The 15,992-nt window shown below is 61.5% G+C and carries 8 protein-coding genes; 6 read left to right on the top strand and 2 right to left on the bottom strand.

Annotated features, from left to right (window positions below; genetic code table 11):
- Window positions 1-16: 16 nt before the first annotated feature.
- Window positions 17-2,134: a TonB-dependent siderophore receptor gene (locus tag HCI85_RS03640; RefSeq protein ID WP_167142025.1), complete on the bottom strand. Its 2,118-nt coding sequence runs from the start codon at window positions 2,132-2,134 to the stop codon at window positions 17-19.
- A gap of 169 nt (window positions 2,135-2,303) precedes the next feature.
- Between HCI85_RS03640 and guaB the strand changes: the two genes are divergently transcribed.
- From guaB to tadA, 5 genes are all read left to right on the top strand, one after another.
- Window positions 2,304-3,773, top strand: a complete 1,470-nt coding sequence (gene guaB / locus HCI85_RS03635) for an IMP dehydrogenase (RefSeq protein ID WP_090248601.1) — start codon at window positions 2,304-2,306, stop codon at window positions 3,771-3,773.
- Window positions 3,774-3,865: 92 nt separating this feature from the next.
- A complete protein-coding gene (gene guaA, locus HCI85_RS03630) occupies window positions 3,866-5,446 on the top strand; it encodes a glutamine-hydrolyzing GMP synthase (RefSeq protein WP_167142021.1) in 1,581 nt (526 codons plus the stop codon).
- A gap of 283 nt (window positions 5,447-5,729) precedes the next feature.
- Window positions 5,730-8,243 (top strand): mechanosensitive ion channel family protein, encoded by a 2,514-nt coding sequence (locus HCI85_RS03625; protein ID WP_206677980.1) that lies wholly within the window; start codon window positions 5,730-5,732, stop codon window positions 8,241-8,243.
- A 145-nt stretch (window positions 8,244-8,388) separates the two neighbouring features.
- The gene (locus tag HCI85_RS03620; RefSeq protein ID WP_167142018.1) at window positions 8,389-9,759 is read left to right on the top strand and encodes a multicopper oxidase family protein; all 1,371 of its coding nucleotides are present in this window, start codon (window positions 8,389-8,391) and stop codon (window positions 9,757-9,759) included.
- 2 nt (window positions 9,760-9,761) lie between these two features.
- Window positions 9,762-10,244: a tRNA adenosine(34) deaminase TadA gene (tadA, locus tag HCI85_RS03615; RefSeq protein ID WP_160085243.1), complete on the top strand. Its 483-nt coding sequence runs from the start codon at window positions 9,762-9,764 to the stop codon at window positions 10,242-10,244.
- Window positions 10,245-10,467: 223 nt separating this feature from the next.
- On the opposite strand, the gene mltF is transcribed toward tadA, so the two are convergent.
- The gene (gene mltF / locus HCI85_RS03610) at window positions 10,468-11,928 is read right to left on the bottom strand and encodes a membrane-bound lytic murein transglycosylase MltF (RefSeq protein ID WP_167142015.1); all 1,461 of its coding nucleotides are present in this window, start codon (window positions 11,926-11,928) and stop codon (window positions 10,468-10,470) included.
- A gap of 164 nt (window positions 11,929-12,092) precedes the next feature.
- On the opposite strand from mltF, the gene purL reads away from it, so the two are divergent.
- Window positions 12,093-15,989, top strand: a complete 3,897-nt coding sequence (purL, locus tag HCI85_RS03605; RefSeq protein WP_167142012.1) for a phosphoribosylformylglycinamidine synthase — start codon at window positions 12,093-12,095, stop codon at window positions 15,987-15,989.
- Window positions 15,990-15,992 lie beyond the last annotated feature (3 nt).

Raw genomic sequence — 15,992 nt, 5'->3', positions numbered from 1 at the left:
GAACCGAGCTGAATAGTTAAAAATCGACGCTGGCCGATAGGCGTAGTTCGCGCGGTTCACCGACGGCGACGCGCAGGTTGCCGCCGCTGGATGGGTAGTACTCCTGGTTGAACAGGTTACGCGCATTCAGCTGCAGGCGGGTCTTGTCGCCCAGTAGCTGGCTTTCCCAACTGATAAACGCATCGGCCACGGTGTAGCTGTCCAGCCAGAAGCTGTTGGCGTTATCGCCGGCGCGTTCACCGACATAGCGCGCGCCGCCGCCTACTCGCCATTGTCCGGTGTCGCTGGGCAGCGCCAGGTGGTGGGTCAGGTACAGGCTGGCGATATTCTGCGCGGCATTCACCAGTGCGTTGCCCTGGTTATCCGGGTCATCGAGGATTTCCGTATCGGTGTAGGCGTAGGTGCCGAGCAGTTCCCATCGCTCGCTCAGTTTGCCGGTTATGTCCATTTCCACGCCGCGTGAGCCCACCTTGCCTGCCGCTTCAGACACGGCGTTGTTGGTGACCACGACGTTTTCCTTCTCGATATCGAACAGTGCCAGGCTGGCGCCGATACCCCGGGGGAGGTCAAGTTTTACCCCCAGCTCGTAACTGCGACCTTCCTCGGGGTCGAACGCCTGGCTGGTGTTGGCGTCTGAGGCGTTGGGCACGAATGAGCGGCTGTAATTACCGTACAGCGAAACCTGTTGGTTGAGCTGATAAACCAAGCCGGCAAAGGGCAAGAAGGCGTTGTCTTGGCGGTCGGTGGTTTTCGTGTAGCTGTTACCACGGCCCTGCTCAACCAGCTGTTCGAAGTGCTGGTAACGTCCGCCGGCCACCAGTATCCATTGGTCGTTAAGGTGCCAGTTGTCCTTCACATACAGCGAGCGTGAGTGCAGCTCGTCGCTTCTGTCGCTTTGCGCGGCGCTGATCAGCGACGGTTCGGCGAGGTTGCCGTAAACCGGGCGGTAAATATTGAAGCCGGCAACAGCAGGGCCGCGGTAGGTGTCACCGCGGAAGTTGTCGACCCGCTCGGTGTCCATGCCCAGCAGCAGGTCATGTTGTTGGCCGAACACGCTGGCGTTGCCGATCCAGTCCCAGGCCAGATACTGGTTCTGGTTGTCGTGTTCGCTGCCGTCGGCGCGGCGACTGAGTGCGCCGGTAGTGGCGTTAAGCGCGTTGGGCCGTGCTTCGGCATAGTCGTAGCGCTCGTTGTTCCAGCCGTAGGTCAGGCGGCTTAGCCAGTCCGGGTTGAGTTGGTATTCGGCCTTGGCAGTGAACAGTTCATCGGTGCCTTGGGCTTTAGCCCAGCTTTCGTTGAAGCGCGCGTTGTACTCGGTGCTCGCCGGTTTGCCGTTGATGATCACCGTGCCACGGTCCACCGGGGTCGAGTATTCCTTGTGCTCGTAAGCCAGGCTGACGCGCAGGCTTTCGCCGGTCCAACTCAGGGACGGTGCGATCAGGCTGTGGTTGTCCGCGCCGAAATTGCGCCAATAGTCTTCGTGCTGGCGTTCGGCGATCAGTCGATAGGCAAAGCCGCTATCGCCCAATGGGCCGGTGGTGTCGAGCATAAGGTTGCCACCACCTTCGCTGCTGGTTTCACCGCTGATCTGCGTGCGCTGCCGGTATTCAGGCTGCTTACTGATCACATTGATCAGTCCGCCCGGTTCCAGCGCGCCATAGAGCAGAGAAGCCGGGCCTTTGAGCACTTCCACGCGCTCGGAGGTGGCACTGAAGTTACGCGACAGGCTGGAGCGGATGCCGTCACGCAGGATCGAGCCGTCGGCGTTGGTGCCGAAACCCCGTTTGACGAAGCCGTCCTGGGTGCCGGCCAGGGTGTTGCTCTGGGTCATACCGCTGACGAACTTCATCGCGTCGTCCAGCGATTGCACTTGGTAGTCCTCGATCACCTGCTCGGTGACCACCTGCAACGCCTGGGCCTCTTGCATGATCGGCACGGCGCTTTTGCTTGCGGTGCTGGCCGTGCTGGCGCTGTAGCCGGTTTGGTCTTCACGGGTGGCGGTGACGGCCTGGCTGCGCAGCTCAAGTGGGCTGGCGGTTTCGGCTGCGAAGCTGTTGGCGACAGGCATCAAGGCCAGTGCGAGCAGGGCAAAGCTCCAGGCTGGCTGGGAGGGGGAGAGTCGGGAGGCGGGCATGTGCTACTCAGGTACGGATGTTTTTGAGAATCATTATTGTATTGTTCTCGTCCGCCCTCTGGATAGTGCCGCGTAAGCGCGCGGGGCAATGTTGCAGTTTGCGTTGAGTGCAGGGGGGCGTCTGAGTATAATGGCGCGCTTCCAATTTTCCCGTCCGGGAGCCCCCGCCATGCTGCGTATCAGTCAAGAAGCTCTTACCTTCGACGACGTTCTACTTATTCCAGGTTATTCCGAAGTTCTGCCGAAGGATGTCAGCCTCAAAACGCGCCTGACCCGTGGTATTGAACTAAATATTCCGTTGCTCTCTGCTGCCATGGATACCGTCACTGAAGCCCGTCTGGCGATTGCCATGGCTCAGGAAGGCGGCATCGGCATCATCCACAAGAACATGACCGTCGAGCAGCAAGCTGCCGAAGTGCGTAAGGTCAAACGCTACGAGGCGGGCGTGGTCAAGGACCCGATCACCATCGAAGCTAACGCCACCGTGCGTGATCTGTTCGACCTGACCCGTATGCACAATATCTCCGGCGTACCGGTACTCAGCGATGGCGACCTGGTCGGCATCGTCACTTCCCGTGATGTGCGTTTCGAGAACCGCCTGGACGCCACCGTGCGTGAAGTGATGACGCCAAAAGAGCGTCTGGTCACCGTACCGGAAGGCGCCGACAAAGACGTGGTGCGCGAGCTGCTGCACAAGCACCGTATCGAGAAAGTCCTGATCGTCGATGATGCCTTCCGCTTGAAGGGCATGATGACCGTCAAGGACATCGAAAAAGCCAAAGCTTACCCGCTGGCCAGCAAAGACGACCAAGGTCGCCTGCGTGTGGGTGCAGCTGTCGGCACCGGCGCCGATACCGCTGACCGCGTCGCCGCGCTGGCTAATGCCGGTGTTGACGTAATCATTGTCGACACCGCCCACGGTCACTCCAAAGGCGTGATCGACCGCGTGCGTTGGGTCAAGCAGAACTTCCCGGACGTACAAGTGATCGGCGGCAACATCGCCACCGGCGAAGCCGCCAAGGCCCTGGCCGAAGCTGGCGCTGATGCAGTCAAGGTCGGTATCGGCCCTGGCTCGATCTGCACCACGCGTATCGTCGCTGGTGTCGGCGTGCCGCAAATCTCCGCCGTGGCCAACGTTGCCGCCGCACTGGCTGGCACCGGTGTGCCGCTGATCGCCGATGGCGGTATCCGTTTCTCCGGTGACTTGTCCAAGGCCATCGTTGCTGGCGCGTCTTGCGTGATGATCGGTTCGATGCTCGCCGGTACTGAAGAAGCACCAGGCGAAGTCGAGCTGTTCCAGGGCCGCTCCTACAAGGCTTACCGCGGTATGGGCTCGCTGGGCGCCATGGCGCAGGCGCAGGGCTCTTCGGATCGTTACTTCCAAGACTCCTCGGCCGGTGCCGAAAAGCTGGTGCCGGAAGGCATCGAAGGCCGCGTGCCATACAAAGGCGCAATGGCTGCCATCGTTCACCAGCTGATGGGCGGCCTGCGTGCCTCCATGGGTTACACCGGTTGTGCAACGGTTGAAGAGATGCGCAGCAAGCCTGAGTTCGTGCGCATCACCGGTGCCGGCATGGCTGAGTCCCATGTACACGACGTACAGATCACCAAAGAAGCCCCGAACTATCGCGTGGGCTGACTGTTGATCAGTTGATATAAAGCCCGGGGCTGTCGCTGTTGTTTTACAGGGCAGCCCCGAGTCATTTGTGAATTTCGCTACGAGAGACGGTCATGGCTCATCAAGACATCCACGCTCACCGCATCCTGATTCTGGATTTCGGCTCCCAGTACACCCAGCTGATCGCCCGCCGCGTGCGCGAGATCGGTGTGTATTGTGAGCTGCACCCGTTCGACATGGATGAGGAAGCGATCCGCGAATTCGCTCCCAAAGGCGTCATCCTCGCCGGTGGCCCTGAGTCCGTGCACGAAGCCAACAGCCCGCGCTGCCCGCAAGCGGTGTTCGATCTCGGCGTGCCGGTGTTCGGCATCTGCTACGGCATGCAGACCATGGCTGAGCAGCTGGGCGGCAAGGTCGAGGGTTCTGATCTCCGTGAGTTTGGCTATGCCCGCGTGGATGTGGTTGGCAAGAGCCGCCTGCTCGATGGCATCGAAGACCATGTCGACGCCGACGGCTTGTTCGGCCTCGATGTATGGATGAGCCACGGTGACAAAGTCACCAAGATGCCGGCCGACTTCCACGTCCTGGCCAGCACCCCGAGCTGCCCGATTGCCGGCATGTTCAACGATGAGCGCCGTTACTACGGCGTGCAGTTCCACCCGGAAGTGACCCACACCAAACAGGGCGGTCGCATCCTGTCGCGCTTCATTCTCGACATCTGCGAGTGTGAAGCCCTGTGGACACCGTCGAAAATTGCCGAAGACGCCATCGCCCAGGTGCGCGCTCAGGTCGGTGATGCCAACGTGCTGCTCGGCCTGTCCGGCGGTGTGGACTCCTCGGTGGTTGCGGCGCTGCTGCACAAGGCCATTGGTGATCAGCTGACGTGCGTATTCGTCGACAACGGCCTGCTGCGTCTGCACGAAGGCGAGCAGGTGATGGCCATGTTCGCCGAGAACATGGGCGTCAAGGTGATCCGCGCCAACGCTGAAGCGCAGTTCCTCGACAACCTGTCCGGCGAAGCCGACCCGGAGAAGAAGCGCAAGATCATCGGTCGCACCTTTATCGACGTGTTCGATGCTCAGGCCAGCCAGCTGGATAACATCAAGTTCCTCGCCCAAGGCACCATCTACCCGGACGTCATCGAGTCGGCGGGCGCTAAGAGCGGCAAGGCCCACGTGATCAAGTCGCACCACAACGTCGGCGGCCTGCCGGAAGAGATGAACCTGAAACTGGTCGAGCCGCTGCGCGAACTGTTCAAGGACGAAGTGCGCCGCCTCGGCCTCGAACTCGGCCTGCCGTACGACATGGTCTACCGTCACCCATTCCCCGGCCCAGGCCTGGGCGTGCGCATCCTCGGCGAAGTGAAGAAGGAATACGCCGACCTGCTGCGTCGCGCCGATCACATCTTTATTGAAGAGCTGCGCAAGGCTGACTGGTACCACAAGGTCAGCCAGGCGTTCGTGGTGTTCCAGCCGGTGAAATCGGTGGGCGTGGTCGGTGATGGCCGCCGTTACGCTTGGGTTGTTGCCCTGCGCGCGGTGGAGACCATCGACTTTATGACTGCACGTTGGGCGCACCTGCCCTACGAGCTGTTGGAAACCGTCAGTGGCCGCATCATCAACGAAATCGAAGGCATCTCCCGCGTCACCTACGACGTGTCGAGCAAGCCGCCTGCCACCATCGAGTGGGAGTGACCAGAAGGGGCCTACGGGCCCCTTTTTGTTGGCCCTGATCGGTTGCGTATGAGGTAGGCACTACGCTGGGTATCGGACAGCCGCTGTTCTCTATTGGGTTAGGGCAGGGCTGTTTTTTACTCGATCAGCCCCAGGCTTGCGAGACGATCCGCAAAACCTGCAGGGCAGCGTATTCCCATGAGCACGGAGCCAGGCTGGCTGTGAGGTGCTTGTCGTGGTTATGCTCGGGCAGCGGATTGAACCAAAATCCGGGTGTCTGGCCATTTATGCAGGGAGATCAGCAATGACCGCACTATTTGTCTTGGCGAGTATGGCGCGGCGTTTTGCTGTAGGCGGGGGTAGGTCACTTGGCCATCTGCTGGGGCTGGCCCTGAGCGTTCTGTTGGTCGTCAGCTCCGCGTTGGCGCAGGACGAATCTGCTCCTGCTGCCCCCACTGCCACGACTGCTGCGGCAATTGCCTTAAACGATATTTTGCTGCGCGCGGATGATGACCAGCGTCTGGCGGACCGTGCCAAACGCCGGGCTGCAAGCGCGGATCCGGCTGCCGCGCTTGGCGCTCAGCTTGATGACATTGCGCGGCCCGTCGATGAGAAATTGCGGGCCTTCAGCGTGGATGAACTGCGCCAACTACCTTTTGTGCGCCTGGAGAGTCTGGCGCGCCACTGGAGCTTCGACGCCCACCGTATTCAAGCCTGGCGTACGCAGATGCGCGCCGTCACCAAACCTTATGCCGATGACACGGCCGAGCTGTCGCTACGCCGTGCACGTTGGCAGGCCACGCGCGCGGCGACCCCGGCAGACAGCATGCCCGTGCCTCTGGCTCGGCAGATCGGCTTGATGATCAGCGAGCTGCAGGCGGCCGAGCAGGCGCTTGCAGCGCCGTTGGAGCAGCTGATTGAGTTGGGGCAACGGGCCAATGCGATCAATTCAAGTATTCAGCTTGGGCGCGAAGAAGTGGACAGGGTCATCAGCGGTGTTGATGCACGCCTGTTTAGCCGTGATTCGCTGCCGTTGTGGCAGGCGCTGCATGTACCTGACGACCAGCAAGCCGATGCGGATTCAGTGGTGCCGGGGCTGGATATTGAAGCCCGCTTTGCCGATGCCTACAGCGCGGTGAACGCAATCAAAGTACACACGATGCAAGCACTGCTGGTGCTGCTGTTGCTTGTGTTGCTCTGGCTGGCGCGCCAGCAGCGCTTGGCGCCTCACGTGAGCCGTGATGACGATAGCCAGCGGGTAGTCGCGCGCCCGTTGTCCGCCTGGTTGCTGCTGGCCGTGATGGTCGTGCAGGTGTTCGAGTCGGATGCACCCATGATGGCGCTTGAGGTGCTGACGCTGCTGGCCGTGGTGCCTGCGTTGCGCATGCTCCCGCAGCGTGCCCATGACCTACTTGGCAGCTGGCCGCTAATGGCGGCTGGCTTGTATCTGGCAGACCGGCTGGGGGCGCTGTTATGGGGCGGTGAAGACTTTTATCGCGTGTTTCAGCTCGGGCTGACGGTCGTCGCGCTGCTACTCACGCTCTGGCTACTGCGGCAGATGCTGCGGCGAGCCGAACGCAGTGTCGGCTGGGCGCGCTCGATGGTGCGTGGGATCGTTTGGCTGGGCGGTGGGCTGCTGGTGGCTTCACTGCTGGCCAATCTGGCCGGAGCCGTGCTGCTGACGCAGACGCTTACCAGCGGAGTGATCGACAGCGGTTATATCGGCCTGCTGCTGTACGCCAGTATGACTGTGGTCAATGCGCTGCTGCGGATGCTGATGGAGTTGCCGGCTGTACAGCGGATATGGCTGTTTCGTCGACACGGCCAGGCATTGTTGACTTGGTTGCGTCGCGCCTTGCTACTGGCAGCGGCAGTCAGTTGGCTGCTGTACAGCATGGATCGCTTTCGCGTGTTGCTGCCGGTGCAGGCGTTCGTCAGTCAGGTGTTGGGCTATGACGTCGAGGTCGGCGAGTTGTCCATCAGCCTGGGAGATGTGCTGGTGTTTGCCCTGTCGGTGCTGATCACCATCGCCGCAGCTCGGGCGACCAAGTTGATACTGCGCGAGCAGTTGCAGGGGCATAGTCGCTTGCCACGCGGTGTGGGCAACAGCATCGCCTCGCTCACCTATTACGCGCTGCTGTTGCTGGGCTTTTTGCTGGCGTTGTCGGCGGCGGGTTTCAAGGTCAGTCAGTTGACGCTGTTGTTCGGTGCACTGGGTGTGGGTATTGGCTTTGGCTTGCAGGGGCTGGTGAGTAACTTCGTGTCGGGGCTGGTGTTGATGTTCGAACGGCCGATTCAGCCTGGCGACGTTATCGAGATCAACGGCGCCAGCGGCAGCGTCCGCGAAATTGGCCTACGCGCCACCAAGATACGTACCTTCGATGGCGCCGACATCGTGGTGCCTAATGGCACTCTGGTTGCCAATAACCTGACCAACTGGACGCTGCAGGACCGCAATCGGCGCATTGATGTGCCGATCGGCGTCGCATACGGCAGCGACCCTGCCCAAGTGATTGAGCTACTGGCCAGCGTGGCACGCGCTGTCCCTGGAGTGGCCGCAGAGCCTGCGCCGGTCGTGTTGTTGCAGGAGTATGGTGACAGCTCGCTGAACTTCAGCGTGCGCGCCTGGGCGCAGGACTACGATCGTTGGACCACTACGCGCAGCGAGCTGATGGTGAGCATGCTGCAGGCGCTTGCGGCGGCCAATATCAGCATCCCTTACAACCAGTACGACCTTAACCTACGCGGGGTGCCTGACGAGTTGACCGAGGCGATGCGCCAGGTCGGCCAGGGCGGCGGTAAGTTGGACGCTTCCTGATCCCCTATGCCAGCGGTGCGGCAATCAGCCTCGATTTCAGGCTCGTCTTGAGCGCTAGTTAGATGAGAAACTATTGCATCTATCGGGAGTGAGTTCTTCCTCCGATGCATGGCCATGGCATATAGCCAGGCAACCTGGAGTGGATATGTTGTTTTCCCGCAGACAAATGCTGATCGGCCTGGCTGGGCTTGGGGTCGTCGGACTTGGTGCTGGTGGCGTGCGCTACTGGCTGGGTCGTCCGGAAAATGTGGCGACCCATGACTATGAGCTGATCGCCGCGCCGCTGGATATCGAGCTGGTGCCGGGGCAAACCACCTCGGCCTGGGCCTATGGTGGGCAAGCGCCTGGGGTCGAGCTGCGCTGCCGTCAGGGCGAGCGCTTGCGCGTGCGCTTCATTAATAAGTTGGACGTGCCGACCACTATTCACTGGCATGGCATCCGTCTGCCGTTGGCGATGGACGGCGTGCCTTATGTGTCGCAGGCGCCGGTGCTGCCGGGTGAATACTTCGACTACAACTTCATCACTCCCGACGCCGGCAGCTTCTGGTATCACCCGCACGTCGCCAGCGGCGAGCAGCTGGGGCGTGGGTTGGTCGGCGCGCTGATCGTCGAAGAGCGCGAGTCGACGGGCTTTCTCCACGACCACACGCTGAACCTGAAAAGCTGGCATATCGACGAGCAGGGCGCTTTTACCGATTTCAGCGTACCGCGCGAGGCGGCTCGTGGCGGCACCCCTGGGCGACTGAGTACGGTCAATGGCAAGCACGCGCCAACCCTGGATTTACCTGCCGGGCAGGTGGTGCGCCTGCGCCTGATCAATCTGGATAACACCCTGACCTATCGCCTTAACCTGCCCGGCGCGGATGCGCGTATCTATGCGCTGGACGGCAATCCGGTCGAGCCAAGGCCGCTGGGCAAGGAGTACTGGCTGGGGCCAGGTATGCGTATCGAACTTGGGTTGAAGGTGCCTGCGGCCGGCAATGAGCTGTCGCTGCGTAACGGGCCATTGCGCTTGGCGACCTTGCGCGCGCAGCCCAATGCCGAGGGGGCGGGTGAGTGGCCGCCTGCGCTGCCAGCTAACCCGGTGGCCGAGCCTGATCTGGCCAATGCGGAAACCGTCAAATTCAACTTCGAGTGGGCTGGTGCGGTATCGGTCGGTCTGGACCAGGGCGCGGCGCACAGCTTCTGGCAGATCAATGGCCAGGCCTGGGATATCAACGACAAGACCTGCGCCGACCGGCCAATTGCTCGGCTGCAGCTGGGCAAGAGTTATATCTTCGAGCTGCGCAACCTCAGCCAGTATCAGCACCCGATCCATCTGCATGGCATGACCTTTAAGGTGCTAGCCTCGGACCGCAAGTCGATCATCCCGTATTTCACCGACACCTACCTGCTGGGCAAGAATGAGCGCGCGCGCGTCGCGCTGGTCGCCGATAATCCCGGGGTATGGATGTTCCACTGCCATGTGATCGACCATATGGAAACCGGTCTGATGGCATCAATCGAGGTCGTTTAAGCGTGCGCCACCCCCTGATCATTGATCGCAGCCAGGATCAGCACTTTATGCGCGAGGCCCTGGCCCTGGCCGCCGAAGGTGCGGCCTTGGGCGAGGTGCCGGTCGGCGCAGTGCTGGTGCAGGATGGCCAGATTGTCGGGCGCGGTTTTAATTGCCCGATCTCCACGCATGACCCCAGCGCCCACGCTGAGATGGTGGCGATTCGCGCCGCCGCCCAGGCCGTGGATAACTACCGTCTGCCGGGCAGCACCCTGTATGTCACCTTGGAGCCGTGCAGCATGTGCGCCGGGCTGATCGTGCATGCGCGGGTGCAGCGCGTGGTGTATGGCGCAACCGAGCCTAAAGCTGGGGTAGCGTTGAGTCGCGGACAGTTTTTCAGCCAGGAGTTTCTTAATCACCGGGTGTTGATTGAGGGTGGCGTATTGGCGGAGGAGTGCGGTGCGGCGCTGAGTGCGTTCTTCAAGGCCAGGCGCGAGCAGCGCTAGAACTTATCCAAAGTCTGCTGCGCGTCGGCCCTGCGGCGTTAAAACCAGGCTCGGTAAGCCGCTTGCGGCTAACGCGCTTTAGCGCGACCCGAAGGGCGAGCGAAGCGGGTAATGCTCATTTACATCAGTAAACTCCGCTTCCTCGCCGTTTTGACCAGCCGGAGGCTGTTACTACGTAGCGCCTTGCAGGACTCTAGCTCGCGCGCCTTTGAAATAGGTTCTGTTAAAGCGGCGGGGTCTGCTCATTAGGCTGACGTTTGTCGATGCCCGGCACATGCTGATTGCTTTCGGCGATTTGCGAGCCTTCCAGCTGCGGCTGGGTTACCCAGGTGAGGATGTCGTAATAGCGGCGGATGTTGCGCACAAAGTGCACTGGCTCGCCGCCACGGGCATAGCCATAACGGGTTTTGCTGTACCACTGCTTCTGCGACAGGCGCGGCAGGATCTTCTGCACATCCAGCCATTTATTCGGGTCCAGGCCTTCGGCCTCAGTGAGCTTGCGCGCATCTTCTAAGTGGCCGCCGCCGATGTTGTAGGACGCCAAAGCGAACCAGGTGCGGTCCGGCTCCTGAATGCTTTCCGGCAGCTGATTCTTCACATAGACAATGTATTTGGCGCCGCCTTCGATGCTCTGCTTGGGGTTCAAACGGTCTGACACGCCCATGGCCTGGGCGGTGCGCAGGGTCAGCATCATCAGTCCGCGCACCCCGGTTTTTGAGGTGGCGGTGGGCTGCCAGAGTGATTCCTGATAACCCATGGCGGCGAGTAAGCGCCAGTCGACCTGATTGGCTTGGGCAGCTTCGCGAAAGTGTTTCTCGTAGCGCGGCAGGCGTTGCTGCAGGTGCTTGGCGAAGGTGTAGGCGCCGACATAGCCGAGTACATCGACATGGCCGTAGTAGCGATCCTTCAGGCGTTGCAGGCTGCCGTTCTGGTGCGCGCGCTCGATAAAGGCATTCATCTCATCAAGCAGGCTGCGGTCTTCACCGGGAGCTGTGGCCCAGGCCAGGTTTTGTGCATCGCCCAGATCAAAGGCCACGCGGACGTTGGAGAAGTACACCTGATTCATCGCCAGTTCGTTGGAGTCGACCAGGGTCAGGTCGATCTGCCCTTCATCGACCATGCGCAGCAGGTCGACCACTTCAACGGCAGCGGACTCTTCATAACTCAGTTCGGGCAATTGCAGCTTGAGCGCCGCCAGTTGTTCGGCATGGCTGCTGCCTTTGAGCACCAGAATGCGTTTGTCGAGCAGATCATCCGGGCGGGTCGGGCGTTGCTGGCCGTTGCGATAAATCACCTGAGGGGTGACTTCGAGGTAGGGTAGGGAGAAGCGTGCGTGTTGCTGCCGTCCGTCGCTTTCTACCAAACCGGCGGCAGCCAGTACCGGCCCGTTGGGTTTGTTCAAGCTGGCGAACAGCTCGTCGAGGTTGTCGGCGGTTTCGATTTTCAGCTCAAGACCCAGATCATCGGCAAAGCGCTTCACCAGCTCGTATTCGAAGCCGGTCTCGCCGTTACGGTCCTGGAAATAAGTGGCCGGGCTGTTGCGGGTGATCACCCGCAGTACACCCTCCGCCTGAACGCGCTCGAGTGTGCTGGGTTCTTCAGCACAGCCGCCGAGCACCAGGAGGATTCCGATCACCGACAGCCAGCAGGCGCAGCGCACACGGAACGCAGATTGGGCAAACATTGGCGCAGTATACGCAAAGCATGGGGCGCGCCATATCTCGACAGCGGGTGGCTTCTCTGCTAGCGCAGCCGCTGCACGCGGCGTGCCGCCACGGGTGCCGTTGGCAACGCTTTAGGCTAGAATGCACGGCCTCAAAGTACACCCCTTCCCAGAGGCTGTCCCCGATGTTGATCCTGCGCGGCGCTCCCGCCCTTTCTGCTTTCCGTCACGGCAAACTGCTTGAGCAACTGACCAGCAAGGTTCCTGCGGTCACCGGCCTGTATGCCGAGTTCGCGCATTTCGCTGAAGTCACCGGCGTTCTGACTGCCGACGAAGAGCAGGTATTGGCCCGTTTGCTGAAATACGGCCCGAGTGTGCCGGTGCAGGAGCCAAGCGGCCGCCTGTTCCTGACCATTCCGCGCTTTGGCACTATCTCGCCCTGGTCGAGCAAGGCCAGCGACATCGCTCGCAATTGCGGCCTGGCGAAGATTCAGCGCATCGAGCGCGGCCTGGCGTACTACGTCAGCGGCGAGCTGAATGCCGCCGAGGCGCAGCAGGTTGCCGACGTACTGCATGACCGCATGACCCAGCTGGTGCTGGATAACCTCGAAGGCGCCGCTGCGCTGTTCAGCCACGCCCAGCCCAAGCCGCTGACTGCCGTGGACATCCTCGGTGGTGGTCGTGCTGCGCTGGAGAAGGCCAACGTTGAGCTGGGCCTGGCGCTGGCCGAAGACGAAATCGATTATTTGGTGGCCAGCTTCAATGGTCTGGGGCGCAACCCCCACGACATCGAGCTGATGATGTTCGCTCAGGCCAACTCCGAGCATTGCCGCCACAAAATCTTCAATGCCAGCTGGGATATCGATGGCGAAAGCCAGGAAAAATCCCTGTTTGGCATGATCAAGAACACCTACCAGATGCACAACGAAGGCGTGCTGTCCGCTTATAAGGACAACGCCTCGGTGATCGTCGGTAGCGTTGCCGGGCGTTTCTTTCCGGACCCTGAGACCCGCCAGTACGGCGCGACCCAGGAGCCCGTGCATATCCTGATGAAGGTGGAAACCCACAACCATCCGACGGCCATCTCGCCGTTCTCCGGTGCGTCCACCGGTTCCGGTGGCGAGATTCGCGACGAAGGTGCCACCGGCCGTGGTGCCAAGCCGAAGGCTGGGCTGACCGGTTTTACCGTATCCAACCTGAACATCCCCGGTTTCGAGCAGCCTTGGGAAGTGCCTTACGGCAAGCCCGAGCGCATCGTTACCGCGCTGGACATCATGATTGAAGGCCCGCTGGGCGGCGCGGCGTTCAACAACGAATTCGGTCGTCCGGCCCTGACCGGCTACTTCCGTACCTTCGAGCAGGCGATCCAGACCCCGCGCGGTGAAGAAGTGCGGGGTTATCACAAACCGATCATGCTCGCCGGCGGCATGGGCAACATCCGTGCAGATCACGTGCAGAAGGGCGAGATCACCGTGGGCGCCAAGCTGATCGTGCTTGGCGGCCCAGCCATGCTGATCGGCCTGGGCGGCGGCGCCGCTTCGTCGGTCGCCACCGGTGCCAGCTCGGCTGATCTGGATTTCGCCTCGGTACAGCGTGAAAACCCGGAAATGGAGCGTCGCTGCCAGGAAGTGATTGACCGTTGCTGGCAGTTGGGTGACAACAACCCCATCGCCTTTATCCATGACGTTGGCGCGGGCGGTATTTCCAACGCCTTCCCTGAATTGGTCAATGACGGTGGTCGTGGTGGCCGCTTCGAACTGCGTAACGTGCCCAACGACGAACCGGGCATGGCGCCGCACGAGATCTGGAGTAATGAGTCCCAGGAGCGCTACGTACTGGCCGTCAGCGCCGTCGACTTCGAGCGGTTCAAGGCGATCTGTGAACGCGAGCGTTGCCCGTTTGCCGTGGTTGGTGAGGCCACTGAAGAAGCCCACCTGACCGTGACTGACAGCCATTTCGCCAACACCCCGGTGGACATGCCGCTGGAAGTGCTGCTCGGCAAGCCGCCGCGCATGCACCGTTCGGCCGCCCGCGAAGCTGAGCTGGGCGATGATTTCGATGCCAGCACCCTGGCCATCGACGAAGCCGTGACCCGCGTGCTGCATCACCCGGCCGTGGCCAGCAAGAGCTTCCTGATCACCATCGGCGACCGCACTATTACCGGTCTGGTTGCCCGCGATCAGATGGTTGGCCCGTGGCAGGTGCCGGTGGCTGACTGCGCGGTCACCGCCGCCAGTTTCGACGTTTACACCGGTGAAGCCATGGCCATGGGCGAGCGCACCCCGCTGGCGCTGTTGGATGCTGCGGCGTCCGGGCGTATGGCGATTGGCGAGACCCTGACCAACCTGGCCGCATCGCGCATCGAAAAGCTCTCCGACATCAAACTGTCCGCCAACTGGATGGCCGCTGCCGGCCACCCGGGCGAAGATGCGCGTCTGTATGACACCGTGAAAGCGGTCGGCATGCAGCTGTGCCCGGAGCTTGGCATCACCATTCCGGTGGGCAAGGACTCGATGTCGATGAAAACCCAATGGCGTGACGAGGGCACGGATAAGAGCGTGACCTCGCCGCTGTCGCTGGTGGTGACCGGCTTTGCTCCGGTCAGCGATATTCGCAAGACCCTGACCCCGCAACTGCGCATGGACAAGGGCGAAACCGACCTGATCCTGATCGACCTGGGGCGCGGCCAGAACCGCCTGGGTGCCTCCATCCTTACCCAGGTGTACGGCAAGCTCGGCACCCAGGCACCGGATGTGGATGACGCTGAAGACCTCAAGGCCTTCTTCGCGGTGATCCAAGGTCTGAATGCAGACGGTCATATCCTCTCTTACCACGACCGTTCAGACGGCGGCCTGATGGTGACTGCGCTGGAAATGGCTTTCGCTGGCCACTGCGGCTTGAACCTGTTCCTCGACGCCTTGGCCGATAACAGCGCTGAGCTGGCCGCCGTGCTGTTCAACGAAGAATTGGGCGCGGTGATTCAGGTGCATCAGGACGCCACCCCGGAAGTGCTGGCGCAGTTCAGCGCCGCCGGTCTGGGCGACTGCGTGGCGGTGATCGGTCAGCCGGTCAACAGCGACGACGTGGCCATCAGCTTCAATGGTCAGCCGGTTTTCGACGGTCAGCGCCGCTTGCTGCAGCGCCAGTGGGCGCAAACCAGCTACCAGATTCAGCGTCTGCGCGACAACGTGCAGTGTGCCGAGCAGGAGTTCGACACCATCCTCGATGAGGAAAACCCAGGCTTGTCGGCCAAGCTTAGCTTCGACGTCAATCAGGACATCAGCGCGCCGTATATCCGTAAAGGTGTACGTCCGCAGATCGCCGTGCTGCGTGAGCAGGGCGTCAATGGTCAGGTGGAAATGGCTGCGGCCTTTGATCGCGCCGGTTTCAACGCGATCGACGTACATATGAGCGATATCCTCAGCGGCCGCGTCAGCCTGGACGAGTTCAAGGGCCTGGTCGCCTGCGGCGGCTTCTCCTACGGTGACGTGCTCGGTGCTGGCGAAGGCTGGGCCAAGTCTATCCTGTTCAACAGCCGCGCCCGTGATGGCTTCCAGGCGTTCTTCGAGCGCAAGGACAGCTTCAGCCTTGGCGTGTGTAACGGCTGCCAGATGATGAGCAACCTGCACGAGCTGATCCCTGGCACTGAGTTCTGGCCGCACTTCGTGCGCAACCGTTCCGAGCAGTTCGAGGCGCGCGTGGCGATGGTCCAGGTGCAGGAGTCGGCGTCGATCTTCCTACGAGGCATGGCCGGTTCGCGCATGCCAATCGCCATCGCGCACGGTGAGGGGCATGCCGAGTTCGAGAACGAGGAAGCTCTGCTCGAAGCCGATCTGTCCGGCTGCGTGGCCATGCGCTTTATCGACAATCACGGCAAGGTCACCGAAACCTACCCGGCCAATCCGAATGGTTCGCCGCGCGGGATCACCGGTCTGACCAGTCGCGACGGCCGCGTGACTATCATGATGCCGCACCCGGAGCGGGTGTTCCGCGCTGTGCAGAACTCCTGGAAACCGGATGACTGGCAGGAAGATGCCGGCTGGATGCGCATGTTCCGCAACGCCCGCGTGTGGGTGGATTGATCC

Origin of the sequence: Pseudomonas sp. OTU750018, assembly GCF_011636575.1 — a bacterium.
Classification (GTDB): domain Bacteria; phylum Pseudomonadota; class Gammaproteobacteria; order Pseudomonadales; family Pseudomonadaceae; genus Aquipseudomonas; species Aquipseudomonas peli.
The sequence above is the reverse complement of the archived record's forward strand: the minus strand, read 5'-3'. Positions and strand labels throughout refer to the sequence as shown.

Excerpts from the sequence above, each read along its gene's own strand:
- HCI85_RS03640 (WP_167142025.1), bottom strand. The coding sequence starts at position 2,134 with ATGCCCGCCTCCCGACTCTCCCCCTCCCAGCCAGCCTGGAGCTTTGCC.
- guaB (WP_090248601.1), top strand. The coding sequence starts at position 2,304 with ATGCTGCGTATCAGTCAAGAAGCTCTTACCTTCGACGACGTTCTACTT.
- guaA (WP_167142021.1), top strand. The coding sequence starts at position 3,866 with ATGGCTCATCAAGACATCCACGCTCACCGCATCCTGATTCTGGATTTC.
- HCI85_RS03625 (WP_206677980.1), top strand. The coding sequence starts at position 5,730 with ATGACCGCACTATTTGTCTTGGCGAGTATGGCGCGGCGTTTTGCTGTA.
- HCI85_RS03620 (WP_167142018.1), top strand. The coding sequence starts at position 8,389 with ATGTTGTTTTCCCGCAGACAAATGCTGATCGGCCTGGCTGGGCTTGGG.
- mltF (WP_167142015.1), bottom strand. The coding sequence starts at position 11,928 with ATGTTTGCCCAATCTGCGTTCCGTGTGCGCTGCGCCTGCTGGCTGTCG.
- purL (WP_167142012.1), top strand. The coding sequence starts at position 12,093 with ATGTTGATCCTGCGCGGCGCTCCCGCCCTTTCTGCTTTCCGTCACGGC.